Source organism: Bartonella sp. CE47NXGY, from assembly GCF_042195415.1.
Classification (GTDB): domain Bacteria; phylum Pseudomonadota; class Alphaproteobacteria; order Rhizobiales; family Rhizobiaceae; genus Bartonella.
Window position 1 is genome coordinate 89,965 of sequence record NZ_JBHIOI010000003.1, and the last position, 23,147, is coordinate 113,111.

The 23,147-nt window shown below is 37.6% G+C and carries 14 protein-coding genes and 1 pseudogene; 8 read left to right on the forward strand and 7 right to left on the reverse strand.

The genetic code is table 11. The features are described from left to right. Positions 1 to 26 precede the first annotated feature (26 nt). Complete coding sequence (argS, locus tag ACFIL3_RS02370; protein ID WP_375627798.1) at positions 27 to 1,784, reverse strand: arginine--tRNA ligase; 1,758 nt, start codon at positions 1,782 to 1,784, stop codon at positions 27 to 29. Between the two features lie 30 nt (positions 1,785 to 1,814). Further along, positions 1,815 to 3,017: a deoxyguanosinetriphosphate triphosphohydrolase gene (locus tag ACFIL3_RS02375; protein ID WP_375638219.1), complete on the reverse strand. Its 1,203-nt coding sequence runs from the start codon at positions 3,015 to 3,017 to the stop codon at positions 1,815 to 1,817. 108 nt (positions 3,018 to 3,125) lie between these two features. On the opposite strand from ACFIL3_RS02375, the gene ACFIL3_RS02380 reads away from it, so the two are divergent. The 5 genes from ACFIL3_RS02380 (at position 3,126) to glmS (ending at position 8,674) form a co-directional block, all read left to right on the forward strand. Beyond that, entirely contained in the window at positions 3,126 to 3,449 is a 324-nt protein-coding gene (locus ACFIL3_RS02380) for a HesB/IscA family protein (protein WP_375671866.1), read from the forward strand. Positions 3,450 to 3,488: 39 nt separating this feature from the next. Then, positions 3,489 to 4,478: a carboxypeptidase regulatory-like domain-containing protein gene (locus tag ACFIL3_RS02385; protein ID WP_375638218.1), complete on the forward strand. Its 990-nt coding sequence runs from the start codon at positions 3,489 to 3,491 to the stop codon at positions 4,476 to 4,478. Positions 4,479 to 4,524: 46 nt separating this feature from the next. Then, on the forward strand, positions 4,525 to 5,313 hold the full coding sequence (locus ACFIL3_RS02390) for a cytochrome c biogenesis CcdA family protein (RefSeq protein ID WP_375611585.1): 789 nt from the start codon (positions 4,525 to 4,527) through the stop codon (positions 5,311 to 5,313). Positions 5,314 to 5,327: 14 nt separating this feature from the next. Next, on the forward strand, positions 5,328 to 6,677 hold the full coding sequence (gene glmU / locus ACFIL3_RS02395; RefSeq protein WP_375611532.1) for a bifunctional UDP-N-acetylglucosamine diphosphorylase/glucosamine-1-phosphate N-acetyltransferase GlmU: 1,350 nt from the start codon (positions 5,328 to 5,330) through the stop codon (positions 6,675 to 6,677). A 173-nt stretch (positions 6,678 to 6,850) separates the two neighbouring features. Further along, the gene (glmS, locus tag ACFIL3_RS02400) at positions 6,851 to 8,674 is read left to right on the forward strand and encodes a glutamine--fructose-6-phosphate transaminase (isomerizing) (protein WP_375611533.1); all 1,824 of its coding nucleotides are present in this window, start codon (positions 6,851 to 6,853) and stop codon (positions 8,672 to 8,674) included. Positions 8,675 to 9,030: 356 nt separating this feature from the next. Here the strand turns inward: glmS and recG are convergent, their stop codons facing one another. Beyond that, positions 9,031 to 11,139 carry an ATP-dependent DNA helicase RecG gene (gene recG, locus ACFIL3_RS02405; protein ID WP_375681810.1) on the reverse strand — a complete coding sequence of 703 codons (2,109 nt, stop codon included), beginning with the start codon at positions 11,137 to 11,139 and terminating at the stop codon, positions 9,031 to 9,033. 421 nt (positions 11,140 to 11,560) lie between these two features. Here recG and dnaE point away from each other — a divergent pair, with 421 nt between their 5' ends. Then, positions 11,561 to 15,028, forward strand: a complete 3,468-nt coding sequence (gene dnaE / locus ACFIL3_RS02410; protein WP_375681813.1) for a DNA polymerase III subunit alpha — start codon at positions 11,561 to 11,563, stop codon at positions 15,026 to 15,028. Between the two features lie 191 nt (positions 15,029 to 15,219). Here dnaE and ACFIL3_RS02415 read toward each other — a convergent pair whose 3' ends face one another. Together ACFIL3_RS02415 and ACFIL3_RS02420 are read right to left on the reverse strand one after the other, a co-directional pair. Beyond that, on the reverse strand, positions 15,220 to 16,467 hold the full coding sequence (locus ACFIL3_RS02415) for an FAD-binding protein (RefSeq protein WP_375636833.1): 1,248 nt from the start codon (positions 16,465 to 16,467) through the stop codon (positions 15,220 to 15,222). 52 nt (positions 16,468 to 16,519) lie between these two features. Next, positions 16,520 to 16,768, reverse strand: coding sequence for a zinc-finger domain-containing protein (locus ACFIL3_RS02420; protein WP_375611536.1), 249 nt, complete (start codon positions 16,766 to 16,768; stop codon positions 16,520 to 16,522). Between the two features lie 325 nt (positions 16,769 to 17,093). On the opposite strand from ACFIL3_RS02420, the gene ACFIL3_RS02425 reads away from it, so the two are divergent. Both ACFIL3_RS02425 and ppx read left to right on the forward strand, forming a co-directional pair. After that, positions 17,094 to 19,274 (forward strand): RNA degradosome polyphosphate kinase, encoded by a 2,181-nt coding sequence (locus ACFIL3_RS02425; RefSeq protein WP_375638214.1) that lies wholly within the window; start codon positions 17,094 to 17,096, stop codon positions 19,272 to 19,274. Between the two features lie 6 nt (positions 19,275 to 19,280). Further along, positions 19,281 to 20,798, forward strand: a complete 1,518-nt coding sequence (gene ppx / locus ACFIL3_RS02430; RefSeq protein WP_375638213.1) for an exopolyphosphatase — start codon at positions 19,281 to 19,283, stop codon at positions 20,796 to 20,798. A 270-nt stretch (positions 20,799 to 21,068) separates the two neighbouring features. Here the strand turns inward: ppx and ACFIL3_RS02435 are convergent. Further along, a pseudogene (locus tag ACFIL3_RS02435) lies at positions 21,069 to 21,254 on the reverse strand (helix-turn-helix transcriptional regulator). Between the two features lie 643 nt (positions 21,255 to 21,897). Further along, positions 21,898 to 23,052: a ribonuclease D gene (gene rnd, locus ACFIL3_RS02440; RefSeq protein ID WP_375611539.1), complete on the reverse strand. Its 1,155-nt coding sequence runs from the start codon at positions 23,050 to 23,052 to the stop codon at positions 21,898 to 21,900. Positions 23,053 to 23,147 lie beyond the last annotated feature (95 nt).

Sequence of the window (23,147 nt, forward strand, 5' to 3'; positions counted from 1 at the left end):
CTATTGTATGTATTTATAGAACTTTTTCAACGCATTTCTATGGGTGCTTCGACTCCTATGATGGTAAGCCCTGATGATAAAATATTGATAACAGCTTGTATCAATCCTAATCTTGCAAAGGATAACTCTTTATCATCAGGTTGAATAAAGCGTAAATTGAGATTTTCACTCCCTTTATTCCAATGGGTGTGAAAGCTGGAGGCAAGGTCATAAAGGTAAAACGCTAATCGATGCGGTTCTTTATGAATTACGGCCTGTTCAATGATACGTGGATATTCAGAAAGTTTGCGTATTAACAATATTTCATGGTCATCTGTTAATCGATGAAGATGGGCAATCAATGTATTATTTGAAAAGCTTTTAATATGAAGCGCTTCTTGTGCTTGACGAAAGACTGAGTGACAACGTGCACTTGCATATTGTACGTAAAAGATGGGGTTATCTTTTGATTGTTCTGTTACTTTTGCAAAATCAAAATCAAGAGGTGCTTCACACTTACGGTATAGCATCATAAAACGCACAGGATCACGCCCAACCTCTTCGACAACATCCCGTAAAGTGACAAAAGATCCTGCTCTTTTTGACATGCGTACAGGATGACCGTTGCGAAAAAGTTTTACCAATTGACACAAGAAGACACTTAATTTAGCTTTATCCCCAGAAATTGCTTTTGCCATTGCCTCTAGCCGCTTTACATAGCCCGCATGGTCTGCGCCTAGAATATAAATCATTTCATCAAAATGACGATTAAATTTATCCCGAAAATAAGCAACATCAGCAGCAAAATAAGTGTAAGAACCGTCAGATTTGACTAAAACACGGTCTTGGTCATCACCGACATTTGTTGAACGGAACAAAGTTTGTTCGCTTGGTTCCCAGTCTTCTGTATTTTGTCCTTTGGGAGGGGGGAGTTTTCCTTTGTAGATATAACCATTTAAAGTGAGGTCGTTGATGGTGTTACGAATGGCGCGTGCATTATCTGCATAAAGCATTCGCTCAGAGAAAAAGATATCATGATAAATATTAAGAGCAGCCAAATCTTCGCGAATCATGGACATCATTGCATGAATTGCACGTTCTTTCACAAGAGATAAGGCTTCATCTTTATCCATCGTGAGGAGTTGGTCACCAAACTCTTGAGCAAGCGATTGACCCAATGGTATCAAGTATTCTCCAGGATAGAGTCCTTCTGGAATTTCATTAATTTCTTGCCCAAGAGCTTCACGATAGCGCAATAGTACCGAATGGGCGAGGACTTCGATTTGTTGACCCGCATCATTGATATAATACTCTTTTGTAATGTTATAGCCCGTAAATTGTAGCAAATTGGAGAGAACATCCCCAACAACTGCTCCGCGGCAGTGTCCTACATGCATTGGTCCAGTGGGATTTGCTGAGACATATTCAACATTGACGCATTTTCCTTGTCCCATTGGAATACGACCATAAGAAGTGCCTAATTCAAGCATAGATTTTATAGCATCTTGCCAAAATAATTTTGTAAGCTTTATGTTTATAAAACCAGGACCGGCAACATCTATATTTTCGATAGAGGAATCATTTTTAAGAAGTTCTATGATTTTATCTGCAAGTGCACGTGGATTGATTCCAATAGATTTTGCAAGCACCATAGCAGCATTGGTTGATAAATGACCGTGGGAGGAATCACGCGGAGGATCAACAGTGATTTTTGATAAATCTAGATCTTCTCCATTTTTTCCTTTTATATCAGATAATTCAATTGATCTCTTAATTTTTTTTTCGAAGTTTTTAAAGATATTCATATTTAGCTTCCATGATGATGCCAAAAGCCATTAAACGAAATTATCTGTATGGTCAAATAAACGCTGATATTCACGTAGAGCGTAGTGATCCGTCATGCCTGAAAGAAAGTCAGCAATCAAACGTGCTAACTCTTGATTTTTTAAGTGCACTGTTTTGCTCTGCCAACTTTCAGGCATTGTATTTGGATTTTCATAATAACAATTGAATAATTTTTGTACAATGCATTTTGCTGCATTGCGACGACTAAGAACTTGTTCATGGTAGTAAAGATTTTTAAATAAAAAGTTTTTTAGTTCTTTTTCATAAACGGTCATTGTCGGTGAAAAGGTGACAATGGTTTGTTTTGCTTGGTGAATATCGTTTATGCTTGTTGGTTTGATGCGTGCTAAATTTTCTTGTGATTGTTTGATAACATCTTCAACCATGGTTGTTATTTGTCTTCGTACAAGTGTGTAACCGCGACGCGCTTGGTCGAGGTGGGGATGCTCATCTGTTATATCTTTTAATATTGCTGCTGTTAGTGGAACATGTTCAAATTGATCGAGTGTTAAAAATTGCGAACGTAGACCATCATCAATATCATGCGCATTGTATGCGATATCATCTGCAATAGCAGCACATTGCGCTTCTAGCCCTGCAAAACAATCGAGTGCAAGGTCTTGCTTTGCATTGTATTGTAAAATATCGATAGGAACCTCCTTATTCTTTGCGTGAGGACCTAAAAGGGGACCATTATGCTTTACAAGTCCTTCGAGGGTTTCCCATGTAAGGTTAAGTCCATCAAAATTTGCATAGCGCTGTTCTAGTTTTGTTACAATGCGTAATGCTTGTGCATTATGATCAAAGCCGCCATAAAGTACCATGGCTTCATTAAGAGCATCTTCTCCTGCATGGCCAAAGGGTGTGTGTCCAAAGTCGTGAACAAGGGCAATGGCTTCGGCAAGGTCTTCATCAAGACACAGGGCACGGGCTAATGTTCTTGCAATTTGAGAAACCTCTATGGAATGGGTTAGGCGAGTACGGTAATGATCGCTTTCATCAGCAATAAACACTTGCGTTTTATGTTTAAGACGTCGAAATGCATTAGAATGGATAATACGATCTCTATCTCGTTGAAAAGGTGAGCGTGTGGTGCTCATCGTTTCATGGTATAATCGACCACGGCTTGTTTGTGGATGAGCACTGTATACTGCTCGAGATTGGTAATTGAAGTTGATATTGCCTATATCCATTGCAAGCTGTCTATTATCATCTTAAAATTGAGAGTGGTTTATGAGAAATAAACTGCTCTTTGAGTGTAGGATACTCTTTCTTGATGGTTTAATGCAAGGATATATAAAATGAATGTGAAAATTTCAGATATTGCTGCCAAAAAAATTGCACAGATACTTTTGCGTGAACCCGATAAAATAGCATTACGTATTTCTGTTGAAGGTGGTGGGTGTTCTGGTTTTTCTTATAAATATGACTTGGTTTCTGAAATGTGTGAAGATGACCTCGTTCTCAAAAAAGACGGGGCAGTTGTGTTTATTGATTTACTATCACTTCCTTTTATGGAAGGAGCTGAGATTGATTTTGTTGATGATCTTATGGGGCAGTCTTTTCAAATCCACAATCCCAATGCTGTTTCATCATGTGGTTGTGGTGTAAGTTTCTCAATTTAAAATGATGGCTGTGTGATATTGTTTCTTGAAAAAAAGATCATGTTGATCAACAATGCAAAAATGGGTATTCTTATAAAAATAGTGCACCGATGTGTATGGTTGTGCGTGGCGCTTTCTTTATTGACTTGGAGCCACTGTGCTTTTTCTGAAGCAGGAGAAGGGCAAGATCAGCAGCAGAGACAATCAAGGAGTTTTATTGTAAAGACTCAAAAGCAGGAGAACGAAAACTTAGCATCTCAAACACAACTCATTTTGAATGCTCGATTAACAAATAGTCATCCGGATATTGAAAAAGGGCTTGTCTGGCGGGTTTATGCTCCTATTCTAGGGATTGATAATAAGTTACCATTAGTGGCAACCTATAAGGGGGGAAGTGCACGTTTTGATCTCGAACCAGGAAATTATCTTGTTCATGTCTCATTTGGTCATATGAGTGCTGTGCGCCATATTCGTTTAGAAAATGGGCAGAGTCTTGTAAAAAACTTTAATCTTGAGGCTGGTGGTGTCATTTTAAATGCAACACTGCTCAATGGCGTAATGAATGAAAAGGAACTCCGTTTTACCATTTATGAGGATGAAAAAGAAAATGATGATACGGGAGTAATTATATCAAATGTTAAACCCCAATCAGTTGTGCGTTTAAAAGCTGGCCGCTACCATGTTGCTTCCCATTATGGTTCTATTAATGCGACGGCTCGTTCGGATATTCAAGTGGATGCGGGTAAAATAACAGAAGTTACTCTTGAACATCAGGCCGCTCAGATTGTCTTAAAGCTGGTGCGACAAGAAAGAGGAGAAGCGCTTGCAGATACAAGTTGGTCTCTTGCCAATGATTCTGGTGATATCGTTTATGAAACAGTAGGTGCGTATGTTTCACTCGTGTTAGCGGAGGGAGAGTATATTGCAATTGCTAAAAATAAAGATAAAATCTATCAAAAAGTTTTTTCAGTCGTTTCTGGTCATGATGAAGATATAAGTGTGATAGCGAATGAAGAAAATATGCAGCGAGTTGATGAAGATGTGGATTGATTGTTGTTCATGGGGGGGGTAAACTATGATGAAAGACGGGGTATGAATTTTGATTGAAATTTCAACAGTTGGTGTGTTTTTTGCTGGGGCACTCTCTTTTTTGTCACCATGCGTTTTGCCGTTAGTTCCTCCTTATTTGTGCTATATGGCAGGGGTTGGTATTGATGATTTTCGTTCAGAAAAGCCTGATGAGAAAGTCTTTATCCGGTGGGCTTTATTATCTTCTGTTATTGCTTTTGTTCTTGGGTTTACGACTGTTTTTGTTGCTTTAGGTGCCAGTGCTAGTACAATTGGGAAATTCATCGGTTATTATCGTGATTGGTTTGCCCTTGCTGCTGGAATTGTCATTATTATTTTTGGTTTAAATTTTTTGGGGATTTTCAAGATCGCTTTTTTATTTCGTGAGGCGCGTTTTCAGACCCAAAAAACACCTGCTGGTCCTTTAGGCGCGTATATTATCGGTTTAGCTTTTGCCTTTGGTTGGACACCGTGTATTGGCCCTATTTTAGGTCCTATTATAACGCTTGCTGGAACAAAAGAAACTGTGGGAGAGGGAGCTGTTCTCTTAGCGGTTTATGCATTAGGTCTTGCTATTCCTTTTATGTTAGCAGCTTTATTTTCGAGCAGTTTTATGCGATTTTTAGGAGCTTTTCGTATTCATTTAGGAAAAGTTGAAAAAATCATTGGTGTTTTTCTTATTCTTACAGGGATTTTGTTTTTAACAGGTTCTATGCAGGATCTTTCATTTTGGCTTTTAGAACATTATCCTTCGTTGAGTTATATTGAAGATATTCGTTGGCACAATATTATGATTTTTTTTGGATTTTCTCGTTAGTCTTATGTGTTTTTATGGTTAGAAGTTGTCTTTCTATTGTTCTTGCCGCAGGTGAGGGGACGCGCATGAAATCGTCTCTGCCTAAGGTACTTCATAAAATTGCTGGATTGCCTCTTATATGCCATGTTCTAAAAAAAATAGAATTGGCAGGCTCTTCACAATTAGCGGTTGTTGTGGGATATGGTGCTAAGGAGGTTACGCACGTTGTTCAGTCATTTGTAAAAGATGTAATGATTTTTGAACAAAAAGAGCGTTTAGGAACTGCTCATGCTGTTTTGTCTGCTCGTTTAGCTTTGCAAAAGGAGGTGGATGATGTGCTCATTGTTTTTGGGGATACTCCTCTCATTCAGCAAGATTCATTGCACCAAATGCGTGCACAGCTTGCTGATGGAGCAGATGTTGTTTTTGCAGGTTTTCATACCAAACATCCAACAGGTTATGGGCGTCTTCTCGAGAAAAATGGTCAATTGATTGCAATTGTAGAAGAAAAAGACGCTAGCGATGAAGAAAAAAAGATTTCTTTTTGTAACGGTGGAATACTCGCTATGCGTGGAAAACATGCACTTTCTCTTTTAGAGAAAGTTGGTAATAATAATGTGAAAAAAGAATATTACTTAACAGATATTGCTTCTCTTGCAACACGCGAAGGATTAGATGTGCGTGTTGTTGAAGTTCCTTTTGAAGATATTGTAGGAATTAACAACGGTCTTGAGCTTTCTGAGGCTGATTCTTTGTGGCAAAAACGTAAAGCGCGCGATTTAATGTTATCGGGTGTTACACTCTTAAAGCCAGAAACACTCTATTTTTCTTATGATACAGAAATTGCACCAGGGGTGGTGATAGAACCAAATGTTTATTTTGGGTTAAACGTAAAAGTACAATCTGGTGCGGTTATTCATGCATTTAGTTATCTCGAAGGTGCTGTGGTTGGTAGAGATGCACAGATTGGTCCCTATGCACGTTTGCGTCCTGGAACAGAGTTGGCAAAGTCCGTAAAGATTGGAAATTTTTGTGAAGTCAAACAAGCTAAGGTAGGAGAATCTTCTAAAATCAATCATTTAAGTTATATTGGTGATGCCGAAATTGGTGCACATACCAATATTGGAGCCGGTACGATTACTTGCAATTATGATGGATTTAACAAATATAAAACCATGATTGGTGATCATGCTTTTGTTGGGTCTAATACGGCACTTGTTTCCCCATTGGTAATAGGGGATGGCTCTTATGTTGCTTCAGGAAGTGTTATTACTGAAAATATTCCTATGAACAGTATGGCTTTTGGGCGTGCACGACAGGTTATAAAAGAGGGCTATGCGACAAAATTTCGAGAGCGTTTGTTAGAAAACAAACAGAAAAAATGATTATTTTCAGCTTATTCTTTTGTTTCGTGTTAATCTAACGATGGATGGAAGATTTATTCTTAAAGATTGCCGTATTCCATGTTTGAATTATTTTTATTATTTATAGTTTTAAATAAAGGCTGTTGGATTGTTTTGTAAAATTTGAATCTTAAGATGTGGGTTGGAGCTTTTTAATGTGTGGAATTATTGGAGTTCTTGGAAAGAGGTGTGTTACGTCCTCTTTGGTTGAGGGGTTAAAACGTCTTGAATATAGAGGGTATGATTCATCTGGGGTGGCAACGGTCCATAATGGGCATCTTTATCGTGTACGTGCTGAGGGGAAGCTTGTTCATTTAGAAGAAAAATTAAAAAAAACACCTCTGGAGGGAAGTTTAGGGATTGGTCATACCCGTTGGGCTACGCATGGAATTGCTGTTGAACGCAATGCGCATCCCCATGTGACTGAAAAGCTTGCGATTGTTCATAATGGTATTATTGAAAATTTTGTAGAACTGCAAAAGGAACTCATAGAGGATGGTTGTATCTTTGAAACAGAGACGGATACGGAAGTTATTGCACATTTAATAACGCGTGCATTAAAAGATGGTCTTTCTCCGCAAGAAGCCATACGTACCAGTTGGAAAAGGCTGCAGGGGGCTTTTGCTATTGCTCTTATTTTCGAAGGTGAAGATAACCTTATGATTGCGGCTTGTTCTGGTCCACCTCTGGCAATTGGTTATGGAAAAGATGAATTTTTTGTGGGGTCAGATGCCATAGCTTTGGCACCATTCGTTGATTATATTAGCTATATGGAAGATGGAGATTGGGCTGTTCTCACACGGGAAGGTGTTACAATTTATGATGCTAACAACCAACCGGTAAAACGTCCTGTGACGACATTACTCGAAGGGGCTTTATTGATTTCTAAGGGTAATCATCGTCATTTTATGCACAAGGAAATGTTTGAACAACCTGAAGTGATTTCTCATAATTTGGCGCATTATCTTGACCTTGGAAATTATGCGGTTCGACCGCTTGAGAATTTGATTGATTGGAAAAATATTCATCGGCTTCTTTTTGCGAGTTGTGGAACGGCATATTATTCAACCTTAGTTGCGCGCTATTGGTTTGAGAAATTTGCCGCTTTAAGTGTTGATAATGATGTTGCTTCCGAGTTTCGTTATCGTGAACCTCCTATAACGTCTGATGTGTTATCGCTGTTTGTTTCTCAATCTGGTGAGACAGCTGATACATTGGCTTCTTTGCGTTATTGTCGTGAGCGGGGTGTAAAAACAGCAACAATTGTGAATGTAGAGCAATCAACAATGGCAAGGGAGGCTGATTTTATTCTCCCAACACTTGCCGGACCGGAAATAGGTGTTGCTTCAACAAAAGCTTTTACCTGTCAATTGGCAACGCTTGCTTCACTCGCTCTTAGTGCGGCTAAACAACGTGGCTATCTCTCGGCTCAAATAGAAAAGCAACTGGTTCAACAGTTGGCAGAAGTTCCACGTATTTTAAATGAGGTCTTAAAATTAGAGAGAAAAATTGAATGTATTTGTCGTGATTTGGTGAATGCAAAAAGTGTTCTTTATCTGGGACGTGGAACTTCTTATCCGATTGCTTTGGAGGGAGCTCTTAAACTGAAAGAGCTTTCTTATATTCATGCTGAAGGTTATGCGGCAGGTGAATTAAAGCATGGACCAATTGCTCTGGTGGATGAGACAATACCCGTTATTGTTGTTGCACCTTATGATCGGTGGTTTGAAAAAACTTTTTCTAATATGCAAGAAGTGGTAGCGCGTAATGGTCGTATTATTTTAATAACCGATAAAAAGGGAGCAGAAGTAGCTTGTCTTAAGACTTTATCAACGATCACTTTGCCAGATGTTCCAGAATTTATTTCTCCTATTATTTATGCACTCCCTGTTCAGTTAATCGCTTATCATACAGCTGTTTTATTAGGAACAGATGTTGATCAACCCCGTAATTTAGCAAAATCAGTCACGGTTGAATAAAAGTATATTTCTGAATCTTTTGGAGAATAATCAAGTGTAAGAAATTGATTTATAATGAAACTTATTTTTTCATTTTTCTCTGTTGAACGAGAATACTGAAGAAAGGTTTTTTATTCCTAAATCCTTTACGATAAAACAAAAAATATTTTCTTACCTATCAAAAAATAGATCAGTTATGTGAATATAATGGTAAAAAAAGACGCAATATTGCTTCTACTGTTTTAATGCAGTTGATTTGTTATTCGTTCATGAAGCATAAAGATGGTAAGAGACTGCGTAGATCATTTATGGGTAATTCTAAGAGACAATCATATTTGAACAGAGAGGTATTTAAGTTTTTTATTAGAGGGTTTTTGTTATCCTGCTCGTAAGAGGCGTGCAGCATCGTTGTGTCCGAAAAGATAAAGGAGCAACCGTAAAGCTTGTCCTTGCTCAGAAGAAAGATGAGGATCGCGTTGTAAAAATAAACGAGCATCTTTTCTTGCCATTGACAAAAGATCGCTATGAACTGCAAGGTTTGCTATATGAAATTCAGGGACTCCAGATTGTTTTGTACCTAAAAGCTCTCCTTCGCCTCGTAGGCGCCAATCTTCTTCAGCAATTTCAAAACCATCTTCTGTATTGCGGATAATATTAAGGCGTGTTGCTGCTGTTTTAGTCAGTGGATCTTTATAGAGCAAAATGCAGGAAGACTTTTTATCGCCTCGTCCTACACGTCCACGTAATTGGTGCAATTGTGAAAGGCCAAAATGTTCCGCGTGTTCGATGATAATGATCGAAGCATCTGGAATATCTACTCCCACTTCAATGACTGTGGTTGCAACTAAAATACGTGTATTTCCACATTTAAAAGATGCCATAGCGGCTTCTTTTTCTGCTGTAGACATTTTTCCATGGATCATACCAACGTGTGCTCCAAAGCGCTCATGGAGAAATGCAAAGCGCTTTTCAATTGAAGTGAGATCAAGAGCTGTCGATTCCTCTACTAAAGGACAAATCCAATAGAGCTTTTCTCCTTTTTCTAATGCAATTGCGATTCTCTCTATAAGTTCATGAAGACGTTTCAAAGAAAGCGTTGCTGTTGTAATGGGTTGTCGTCCCATTGGTTTTTCGGTAATTTTAGAGACATCCATATCACCAAAAGCTGTTAAGACAAGTGTGCGCGGAATGGGCGTGGCGGTCATAACCAGCAGATCAGCTTTATTGCCTTTTTCTGTAAGAGCGATACGTTGATGGACACCAAAACGGTGTTGTTCATCAATAATGGTTAAAGCGAGATTATTATAAGTAACACTGTTTTGTATGAGAGCATGGGTTCCGATGACAATAGAAACTTGACCCGACAGAATATCATTCACGATATTTGTCCGCAATTTCCCTTTTTCTCGTCCTGTTAAAAGCGTTGTTTGTAATCCGACCTTTTCGGCAAGAGGAGCGATGGTGGCAAAATGTTGCCTAGCAAGCACTTCAGTTGGTGCCATTAAAGCTGATTGTCCTGAATTTTCAGCAATTTGTGCCATTGCCATCAATGCAACAACAGTTTTTCCTGCGCCTACATCACCTTGAAGTAGTCTTAGCATCGGTTCTGGTGAAGCAAGATCATTTGCGATATCTTCTACTGCTTTTTTTTGTCCGGTTGTGAGTTGAAAGGGGAGGATATTAAGCAATTTTTTAGTATAAATTCCTGTTGATGGTCGAGAAGTGCCAACAAGAGATTTAGTTTTCAAACGCACGAGTCCTAGTGCCAATTGACAAGCGAGCAATTCATCATAGGCAAGACGTTTGCGTGCTGTACTTTCTAAGGATAGATCATTGGGGTTAATGGGCGCATGGATACGGCGTAAAGCAACAGAAAAAGAAGGAAAATTTTGCTGCTTTTTTACATTTTCATCTATCCATTCTGGGAGGAGAGGAATAAAATCAAGAGTGTTTTGTATGGCGCGTCTTAGTGTCTTTGCAGTTAGTCCTGCAGTAGAGGGATAGACAGGTTCGATGAGAGGTATCTGATTTGATTGTTCGCTTGGGGCAATATAGTCTGGATGCGCCATTGAAAGCTGTCCATTAAACCATTCAACTTTTCCTGATATAATGACTTTTTTTCCTTCGGGGAGTTGTTTTTTTAGCCAAAGAGGTTGAGCATGAAAAAAGACTAAATTTATTTTTCCTGTGTGATCATGGGCAATAACACGATAGGGAATTCGGTTGTGACCACGGGGTGGTGGTTGATGCTGATCGATGATAATTTCGAGCGTAACAGTATCTCCTTCTTTTGCACAAGTAATGTTGGGACGCATTCTGCGGTCTATAACGGAATGGGGCATTAATTGAAGAAGGTCAATAAGGGTTGCTTCGCGTTGTGTGGGATTAACATCTAAGAGTTTGGTCAATAAACCATAGACTTTAGGTGTAATACCAGAAAGAGTTCGGATAGAATTAAAAAGTGGGGTAAGAAGACTTGGAAGCATGAGCAAATTTAACCTGCCCTTTTTGTTTTTTCTAGACCTTTAGAAGAGCTTTTTGGGGATAAAGTCATAAAGAGGAGGTTGCTTTATTTACACATTGAACTTTAGGAAGAGAAATTAATATTTAAAGAAAAATACAATTAAATGGTCAAAAATTAAATAAATGGTCAAAAATTAAAGTGCTTAGATGAGGTATATTGTTTTTCTTTTTATTTTAGGTGTTTATTTGCTGTGAATAGAAGCATTTTCTTGATAGAACTCTCTTATAAATATTAATAAAATTGGGATATTGCTCCTATGTAGGATGATGAATTTATAGCTTTAAAGTTTGATGATAAACAGAAGTTTTTTCTTTTATAAGGGGTGCTGTTTAGCATTTATTTTGTAGTGGGAAATTGTGAGAGTGGTAAAAACTAAAATGCAAATGCAAGAGAACAAAAATTCTCTTCCTCGCTTTATTCATTTGAGAGTGCACTCAGCTTATTCCTTGCTCGAAGGGGCTTTAAAAATCCCCCAAATTATTCAACAGACGATTTCAGATCATGCACCAGCGGTTGCTATTACCGATACCAATAATTTATTTGGTGCTTTGGAATTTTCACAGCATTGTCTTTCTCATGGGGTCCAACCTATTATTGGTTGTCAGCTTACTGTTGATTTTTGTGATGAAAATGATCATTCACGTTTGGCTAAATGGCGTAATCCTTCTGATTTTTGCTCTATTGTTCTTTTGGCTGCTAGCGAAACCGGTTATGCTCATTTGGTTCGTCTTGTGAGCCGTGCTTATCTTGATAAGTGTGATACTGATCCTCCTCATATTAAAGCTGATTGGTTGTCAGAACACAGTGAAGGCATAATCGCTTTAACGGGTGGAAAGGGAGGACCTATTAATCTTTCTTTGGCAGAAGAGAAAAAAGAACATGCTGTTGAGCGCTTAATTTATTTGAAAAAATCTTTTGCTGATCGTCTTTATGTGGAGTTACAACGGCATGGCTCTTATGACCGGAGAGTAGAAGCTGATCTTATTGAATTGGCTTATGCGCATGAAATTCCTCTTGTAGCAACGAATGAAGCTTTTTTTCTGCAAAGAGAAGGGTATGAAGCGCATGATGCGCTGATGGCTGTTTCAGAAGGACAAATTGTCTCTAATCCAGATCGCAAACGTGTGACACCAGATCATTATTTGAAGTCACAAGATGAAATGGTTACACTGTTTTCTGATCTTCCAGAAGCTTTGGAAAATAGTGTTGAAATTGCATTGCGTTGTCATATTGCCACGCCTCTTCGAAAACCGATCTTGCCTCGTTTTATAGAACAATCTTCTAATTCAGAAAATACTTTAGAAGCAGAAGATAGTGAATTGTTAAATCAAGCTAAAGCTGGTTTGAAGATGCGCCTTGAAACAATTGGATTGGCTGAAGGGTATACGATTGCAGATTATGAGCAGCGGCTTGATTATGAAATTTCAGTTATTACGCGTATGCAATTTTCTGGATATTTTCTTATCGTTTCAGATTTCATAAAATGGGCAAAGGTTCATGACATTCCCGTTGGACCAGGCCGAGGTTCTGGTGCTGGTTCACTTGTTGCTTATGCATTAACGATTACTGATGTGGATCCCTTGCGATTTTCTCTTCTCTTTGAACGTTTTCTCAATCCAGATCGTGTTTCGATGCCAGATTTTGATATCGACTTTTGTCAAGAGCGGCGCGAAGAAGTTATTCAATATGTTCAAAAAAAATATGGACGTGATCAAGTTGCTCAAATTATTACTTTTGGTAAGTTACAGGCACGTGCAGTTTTGCGTGATGTGGGGCGTGTTTTAGAAGTTCCTTATCGTCAGGTGGATTATCTTACAAAATTAATTCCTGCCACCCCAGGAAGTCAGGTAGAATTAGCAGATGCTATTAAGGATGAACCTAAATTTGAAGAAGAAAAGAAAAAAGATCCCGTTGTTGGACGCGCATTAGATATAGCGCTTCAGTTGGAGGGACTTTATCGTCATGCTTCAACTCATGCTGCTGGGATTGTTATCGGAGATCGTCCACTTTGGGAGCTTGTCCCGATGTATCGTGATCCTCGTTCTGATATGCCTGTTACACAATTTAACATGAAATATGTTGAACAAGCGGGGCTGGTAAAATTTGATTTTCTTGGATTAAAAACGCTTACTGTTTTGAAAATGGCAGTCGATTTTGTTGCCAGAAAGGGGATTAAAATAGATTTATCAAATATTCCTCTGAATGATGAAGCAACCTACGCTATGATGGCACGTGGTGAAACGGTTGGCGTGTTTCAGGTGGAAAGTTCTGGTATGCGCAAGGCGTTGATTGGAATGAAGCCAGACCGTATTGAAGATATTATTGCGCTGGTTGCACTTTATCGTCCAGGTCCAATGGAGAATATTCCAACCTATAATGCACGCAAACATGGGGAAGAGGAAATTGCTTCTATTCATCCTAAAATAGATCATCTGATCAAAGAAACACAAGGTGTTATTGTTTATCAAGAACAGGTGATGCAGATTGCTCAGGTGCTTGCTGGCTATTCGCTTGGGGAAGCCGATTTATTACGTCGTGCTATGGGGAAAAAAATTCATGCTGAAATGCAAAAACAGCGTACGCGTTTTGTCAATGGAGCTGTTGCAGGTGGCGTGGATAAAGATCAAGCTGATATTATCTTTGATCTTTTAGCGAAATTTGCCGATTATGGTTTTAATAAATCGCACGCTGCTGCTTATGCAATTGTTTCTTACCAAACGGCTTATATGAAAGCAAACTATCCCGTTGAGTTTTTAGCTGCTTCAATGACATATGATATGACGAATACAGATAAGCTCAATGATTTTCGGCGTGAAGCATTAAGGTTGGGTATTGAAGTTATTGCACCTTCTATACAAACATCTCATCGTGTTTTTGAGGTTGGTGATAATTGTATTTATTATTCTCTTGCTGCCATTAAAGGTGTGGGAGAAACTGTTGTAGATCATATTGTTTCTTGTCGTGGGAGTAAGATTTTTAAGGATTTGGAAGATTTTTGTGCGCGTGTTGATCCTCGTATTGTTAATAAGCGTGCGATGGAAAGTTTAGTTTGTGCTGGTGCTTTTGATTGTTTTAACATTGCACGTGAGGTTTTATTAGCCAATCTAGGAACCCTTCATGCGCGTGCACTTCGTATTCTCGATGACAATTCTAGCGGGCAGGTTGATATATTTGGAATGGCAGGCGGATTAAAAGAACCATTGATTTTATCGCAAACAACCCCTTGGTTGCCGGCTGAGAAACTTTATCGAGAATTTCAAGCTATAGGTTTTTACTTTTCTGCGCATCCTTTGGAGGAGTATCAAGCTATTCTAAACAAAAAACGCATTCAGACTTGGGGTAATTTTGCCAATGCCGTTAAAGGGGGAGCAACGGCTGCACGGCTTGCTGGAACTGTTGTGGCAAAAAACGTGCGCAAAACAAAATCTGGTAAAAAAATGGGAATTATTCATTTTTCTGATACAAGTGGACAATATGAAGCAGTTCTTTTTTCTGAGGCACTCTCGGATTATGAAGAGATGCTAGAACCCGGAAAATCTTTTATTATTACGGTGAGCGCAGAAAATCGTTCTGAAGGAGTTAGTTTGCGAATTGAAACAATTCAGTCTTTGGAAAATGAATCATTACAACAGCATAAAATGATGCGTCTCTTTATAAAAACAGTTGATATGCTTCCACAAATTGAACAAAATTTAAATCTTGGGGGGAATGGAGAGGTTGGGCTTATTTTAATTCAAGAGGATGGATTGCGAGAAGTCGAAATTGCGCTTCCTAAGCGATATAAGGTAAATTCACATGTCGCAAATGCTATGAAATTAATTCAGGGTGTTGTTGATGTAGAATTGAGTTAAAGAAAGATTAAAGATGGGAGCTGATTTTGAGTGGTGTTTTTGCTTTTAGGAGAGCTAAAAATGGAGCTTTTAAAATCGGATTGTAGGTTTCGAAAAATATTGCTTTTATTAGAGTAAATTATGATATTTTTTAGTGTCATAAAATTAAAAAAATCTCGTTCTTTCGTAATATTCAAAGTGCCGGAAGAATTTTATAAGTTTTTATCATTATTTTTTATAGAATTCATCGCATCATACATGTAAAGCCAATTGAGATCTGACATAATGCTCTCTGGTGTACGAATTTTCATCATGAGATTGCGTGCAATTGCTATGGGACCGGTTGCGTGATAGGCTAATCTATTGAAATCTCCGCGTTTTTTTACTGCTGCAATACGCGGGGTGCGTGTTGTTTCGTAAAGCGAAAGTGCTTTCGTTAATGAAAAATCTTTCAATGAAAGTGCTTTTGCTAATGTGGCGGCATCTTCGATTGCCATAGCGGCACCTTGTGCTGCAAAAGGTAAGGCAGCATGTGCGCAATCGCCAACAAATACTTGTCTCTCTAAACCGATAAAACGATTTTGTTTCATTTGAAAAAGTGGCCAATAACTCCATTCATCAATATGATCGAAGATTTGTAAGATTTTTGAATTCCAATCTTTAAAAAGAGATTTGAGTTTTTCTTTATCTCCTTTATGGGCCCATCCTTCTTTTGAACTTTCTCCATGCGTAATGGCGACAAAATTAAAAATTTTTTCTGACGATTGAATGGGGTAGACAACAAGATGATTTTTTGGTCCCATCCAAGCCGTAATTGTCTTCATATTTTGCAATGAAGAACGAAAGTTTTGAGGAAGATTATCAGATGTTGTTGTTGCACGCCAAGCAATAAAGCCACTAAAATTTGCTTTTTCATGAAAAGGAGATTGTTGCCGTAATGTTGACCAAACGCCATCACATCCGATCAAGAGGGGCGTTGAATAAAGCTGTTCTGTTGCCGTATCTGTTTTTATTGTCGTGATTTTAATGTTGGTTGCCGATTGGGTAGAAGATACAATCGTTTCGCCTGCTTTGTATTTGATCAAAGGATTTTCAATCACTGCATTATATAAAATTTTTTGTAAAGCCGCGCGGTGAATCGTCATATAAGGGGCTTTCCAATATTTTTCTGTTAGATTAATAAGATGAGCCCGTAGATGTATTTTTAAAGATAATCCATCTTTTAACTCAAGAAAATATGGGATTGTCGCGACTTCAGTGAGTTTGTTAAGAAGTTTCCAGCGAGCAAGAATAGATGTTGCATTTGGTGTCAGTTGAATACCAGCGCCTATCGTTTCAAGTTGCTTACACTTTTCGATAATGGTGCTTGCAATTCCTTTATGAGCGAGTGCTAAAGCAGTGCTTAAACCAGCAATTCCTCCTCCAACGATGATGGGTGATTGTTCCACAAATGATTTCATATTAAACAAGCAGAATTAAAAGAGGGGTTATTAAGAAAGCCAAAAAACGCAATTATAATAGCTTTTCTGGATGATATAAGCATCCTGTTGGGTTTGTTTGATCGTATGATAGCGAGGGAACATAACGATAAAGGGTTGAGCAGTAAGGGCAAATTTTCTCATCTGCTGCTCCCATATCGATAAAGATATGAGGATGATCGAATGGGTGTGTAGCGCCTACACACATAAATTCTTTCACACCAATTTCGATTGTTTTATATCCAAGGTCATTTTGGAAATGAGGAATATTGTGATCAGCCATGGCATACAAACTCCAGAATAAATTTTCTCATCAGCTATGATTGGGCTCTTCTATTTTATAGGCGTGAGTTTGTAATAAAGCGTATAATAATGCAAGATGCTTTTTAAGACAAATTTCTCTTCTTTTATGCTATATTAGAATAGTTGTCTTACTTTTAGTGCTTTGCGCATAGCAATAATTCCAAGTACTTTTAAATATTAAATGGAAAAATGATGAGGGAAGTTAGGCATTGATATATTATTATGATGATAACATATTATCAAATGTTATGTGAGATATTTCGTCAAGGATTTTAGAAAATATAAAAGAAAATTATTTAGGATATATGGAACAGAGGGTGGTAGATAAAATTTCTATATCGAATATAACAATGAAAAATCCGGTACGATTTATTAATCGAGAGTTTTCATGGCTACAATTTAATAATCGTGTTTTGATGGAAGCGGCTAATTCGAAACATCCTTTATTAGAACGTCTACAATTTCTTTCTATTTCAGCTGCAAATCTTGATGAGTTTTTTATGGTTCGTGTTGCAGGACTAGCAGCTCAAATTCGTGCTCGCGTTACAGCGTGCAGTGCAGATGGGCACACTCCACAGGAACAACTTGATATTGTATTAGCTGAGATTTCAAAGCTGCAGGCTCACCAACTACGAGAATTGAATGTTTTACGTGATGAATTAAAAAAGAATGATATTGAAATTATTTGTTCTGATGATCTTTCAGAAATTGAAAAATCATGGCTTGAAAAATATTTTCTTGAGACAATTTTTCCTGTTTTAAAACCTTTACCTGTTGATTCTACTCATCCTTTTCCATTTATTCCTAATTTAGGGCTTTCTATTGGGCTTCAATTGTCTGGAGAAACTGATCAGAATTCACACACAGTGTTGTTATCTATTTCAATGCTTTTAAGGCGTTTTATTCTTCTTCCTCAAGAAGGCAATCATTTTCGTTTTATTGCATCTGAAGATGTTATTTGCCTTTTTATTAAATATGTATTTCCTAACTATGAGGTTAAAGAAATTGGTATATTTAGAATAATCCGAGATAGTGATATTGAAGTAGAAGAAGAAGCTGAGGATCTTGTTCATTTTTTTGAAACTGCTCTTAAAAGGCGGCGCCGTGGGCAGGTTATTCGAGTTGAGTTTGACGCAAAAATGCCAGAGAGTTTACGCCAATTTATAGCGAATAGTCTCGCTGTTCCTGATAATTGTATTAATGTCCTTGACGGATTTTTAGCGCTTAATACGGTATCAGAAATTGTTTCTATTCCCCGCGATGATCTTAAATTTATTCCTTATATTTCTCGTGTTCCAGAATGTATTCGTAAACATAAAGGGGATTGTTTTGCGGCTATTCGTGAAAATGATATTGTGATTCATCACCCCTATGAGACATTTGATGTTGTTGTCCAATTTTTACGTCAAGCTGCTTGCGATCCTGATGTTGTAGAAATAAAACAAACACTTTATCGTACATCAAATGATAGTCCAATTGTTGGCGCTTTGATTAAAGCAGCTGAACAGGGAAAGTCTGTGACTGCTTTGGTAGAACTTAAAGCACGTTTTGATGAGGAAGCAAATATTCGTTGGGCCAGGGATCTTGAATGTGCTGGGGTTCAAGTTATTTTTGGTTTTATTGCATTAAAAACGCATGCTAAGATGTCATTAGTTGTGAGACGTGAGGGAAAACGTCTTCGCTCTTATGTTCATCTTGGAACAGGAAATTATCATCCCATTAATGCTAAAACTTATACCGATCTTTCTTTTTTTTCCACGGATGATGATATCGCTCATGATGTTGCGTTATTATTCAATTATATTGCGCAATATGAGCGTCCAAATGAAACAATGAAGATTGCTTTTTCACCCTTAACACTGCGTGGTCGTATCTTAGAGCATATTGAGGGAGAAATTGTTCATGCACAACAGGGAAGGTTTGCTGCTATTTGGATGAAAGTTAATGCATTGGTTGATCCTGAAATTATTGATGCTTTATATCGTGCCAGTCAAGCAGGGGTGCAAATTGATTTGGTTGTGCGGGGGATATGTTGTTTACGTCCTGGTATTCTAGGAATTTCGGATAATATTCGTGTAAAATCAATTGTCGGGCGTTTTCTTGAACATAGTCGCATTTTTTGTTTTGGGAATGGTCAAGATTTGCCTAATGAAAATGCACTCGTTTACTTAGGCTCTGCTGATATGATGCCTCGTAATTTGGACTATCGTATTGAAATATTGGTTCCGGTTTTTAATAAAATAGTGCGTCAAAAAATTCTTTTACAGATTATGTTAGCTAATATCATTGATAATCAACAAAGCTTTGATATACTTAAGGATGGAACATCAAAACGTATTACACCGCAGATAGGTGAAAGTCTATTTAATGCGCAGGAGTATTTTATGGCCAATACAAGTTTTGCGGGGGAAAATGAGTCTTTTGAGTCTTCTGTTTCGCGCTTGGTTGCGTTGCATCGGCAACAAGCCGAAATACATAAAGACTAAAATCCAATGACATATAGAGATGCTCAAGGTCGGTTAAAAGGGCGTAAGCCTGTTGCTGTTATTGACATTGGCTCAAATTCTGTTCGGTTGGTTATTTATGAGGGGCTTGTTCGATCACCAACAGTTTTATTTAATGAAAAGATTCTTTGTGGTCTCGGTCATGGTGTGGCGAAAACAGGATTTTTAGAAGAAAAATCGATGAAAATGGCGTTGCAAACACTGAAACGGTTTCGTACGCTTTGTCGACAGATTGGGGCAGATGAGGTCTATACTTTAGCAACAGCAGCAGCACGAGATGCACAGAATGGCGTAGCATTTATTCAGCATGCTGAAGATATTTTGCAAAATAAAATATATCTTCTTTCAGGAAGTGAAGAAGCTATGTATTCAGCATATGGAGTTGTGTCTACTTTTTATCAACCAAAAGGTATTTCTGGGGATCTTGGTGGTGGAAGTCTTGAGCTGATTGATATTGATCATTCTGATGTTGGTGAAGGGATAACGCTCCCATTGGGTGGTTTAAGGCTACAGTATATGTCAAATAATGATAGTGCTGTAGCTACAAAAATTGTACATGAGCAATTTTATAAATCGTCTGTTGTTCGTACTCGTAAAGGTATAGCACGTTATTTTTATGCAGTAGGGGGGACATGGCGTAATTTGGCAAAACTCCATATGGCAATGAAACACTATCGGCTCCCTGTTATGCATGGCTATGAAGTTGATGCCGTTGAAATGGAGAACTTTTTACGTCTTGTAGCACGTGGCAATATTGATAATATGAGAGGGATTGCAGCGGTTTCTCAGAATCGTCGAAAACTTTTATCTTATGGGGCAATAGTTCTTATTGAACTCATTCAGTGTATGGAGTTTGAAAAGATAATCTTTTCTGGTGCTGGCGTTCGTGAAGGTTTTCTTTATTCACGTTTGCCGCAGGCGATTCGGCTTTCAGATCCTCTCATTGCAGCATGCACAGAAATGGCTATTTTACGGGCACGTTCACCAAAACAAGCAGAAGAACTCATTGATTTTACGACGAATGCTTTTGAAGTTTTTGGAATTTCAGAAACCGAAAATGAATGCCGTTATCGTCAAGCCGCTTGTCTTCTTGCGGATATTGGTTGGCGTATACATCCAGATTATCGAGGCAATGAAGCAGCAAATCAAATAGCTTTAGGATCTTATCCAGGAATTTCTCATGAAGGGCGCCTTTATGCGGCACTTGCTGTTTTTTTTCGCAATACGAGTTTATTGGTTGATAAAGAATCTCTTCCCATTTTTCAATTAGCAACTCAAAATATAATTGAAAAAGCACGTATTCTTGGCGAAACTATGCGTATTGCTCATCTTTTTAGTGCTTCTGTTGCAGGAATTTTACCTCATTTATTGTGGCATAAAAAAGCAGATCATATTATCCTGCAGATCCCAAAGAATTACGCTGGGTTATTAGGAGAACGTCCTCTTGGACGATTACAGAAGTTATCAAAAATAATAAAACAACCTCTCGCTTTTGAAATTTTTTGATTTTTTTCCTAATTTATTCGTGTTTTATGTCTTAATAATAGGGCCATTGACGAGGGATAAACTAGGTAGCCTATCATCATGAGCTGGACAATAGGACTTGTTCCATAACGCCCATGCTAGACACCACGCAAAGCATTTGTAATGCCGCATTCATAAAAGAAAACATAATTTTTTATTCTGTTACTTGCATCACAGGATGGATTTTTCACTTCATAAGCTTCATGTGAAAATGAAAAGTTTTGTCCATTTTTACGTGAAAAGGTTTTCTTTTTATGCTGCGTCGTTATAACGTTTCTGTTTAGCTTGCTCGATTATCTTGATAAGATTACGATTGTAACCAACGCGATAAAAAACAAGTTTTAAAGATTTTGGGAGAGATCCATTGGTTACATGACGCTGGAATGTTGAAATACTCATATGAAACAGTTTTGCACTTTCACGGTCTGTCAAAAGAATATCATTTCAGTCATTATAAAATCCTTTCACTATAAAAAATAGAAATAAATCACAACTATTTATTAACCATGATTTTCGAATCCTTTGAAAGGTGTTTAATTTATAAAAAACAGCGCTTTATCATATAATTTCTTATGTGAAACTTTATGAGTCTTATTGAGATGGAATGAGAGAATCTTACGATATTCGGAGGTCTAATTCAATATAAATAACGCTAGATTATCGTTAGAAATCAATATATTGCTTTTGTTAGGTATTTTAGTTGTTATGCTGGCTCGTTTTTGATTGTTAGATTGCAATCTTGGTAGTTTTTAATACGATATGGTGACGTGAGGCATTATATCTTTGTTTGTTCCTATTTCTAGGCTGCTATTTTTGTAATGAATGCGCTTTTATTATCAGAACTTTTTTTTTCAAAACTTTTAAATAAGGAACTGTCTGTTTTTTTAGATTATTTTTAATGGGATTTCTATTTAATTGACCTGATAAAGATTTAGCTATCATTTTAATAAGAGTTTACTATTTAATTTTTTAACTTTGTCAGAAGTAGGCTTTATTTATCCTGTTTGCGTTGGCCTATAGGGCATACCAATTGATGTAGATAATGAGTAGCGTAATGGATTTTTCAAAATGAAAATGTAAATTAAAGCTGTTTTGTGCTTATTTTTCCATCGTTAAAGTAAAACCCTATCTGGCCCTTTAGCAGTTGTTCGGCTTTTTTACCAAATATTTCATAGCGCCAGCCATTCATAGCGGGAATATTTTTCTTTATTCCTCCATTGGCAATTTTTTCTAAATCATTAGATGTTGCAATAATTTTAGGGGCAATGCTGTTTTCATTTGCAACAATTTTTAATAACACTTTGAGCAGATCGATAACAGCGGCTGTCGTATCATTGAGTGGATTATGTTTAGGAATGGGGGGTAAAGTAGAAAGATCCACCTCTAATCCTTCGTGGACAGCTTTGATTAATGATTGAGCAATTGAGAGTTTATCCCAGTTCTTATTAAGACTGCGCAACCGTTTTAATGCAGATTCATCTTTTGGTTGTTGGGTTGCTATTTCTATAAGACATTCATCTTTTATGATATGACGACGTGGCATATTGTATTTTCGTGCTTCACGTTCCCGCCAAGCTGCTATCTTTTGTAATACAGCAAGTTCACGTGGCTTTTTAATTTTTCCTTTCACTTTTTTCCATGCTTCATCTTCTGGCATATCATAGGTTTTAGGATTTAAAAGGATTGTTATTTCATCATCCATCCAGTGAGCTCGTTGATTTTTCTCTAACCTTTTTTTCAATAACAAGTAAACATCTCTTAAGTAAGTTACATCGGAAAGTGCATAGAGCAGTTGTTTTTCAGACAAAGGGCGGTAACTCCAGTCTGTAAAGCGGGAGGATTTATCAAGATGATGCCCTGTACAGCGTTGTACAATTTGATCATAGGAGATAGAATCACCAAATCCACAAATGGATCCTGCTATTTGCGTATCAAAGAGAGGGGAAGGAATAACACCTCCAAGGTGATAAATTGTTTCAATATCTTGGCGCGCAGCATGAAAAACTTTTACAACTTTTTTATCGACCATAAGGTCAAAAAATGGTTGTAAATCAATATCTGGTGCTATGGGATCAATCAAAACTGTAACATCTGGTGAGGCGAGCTGTATTAAACACAGTTGAGGCCAAAAAGTTGTTTCGCGGATAAACTCAGTATCGACTGTTACAAAATCAGAGGTACGTAGAGCGTTAAGTGCAATTTCAAGATCTGTTGTTTGTGTAATAAGATTCATCATTTTATTATAATTCGATAAATTAAATTTGTCCTTTGTTGACTTTATTTTTGAGTTTTTATTCTCATATCTTGACAAATGGTTATTAAAAAGCGTTT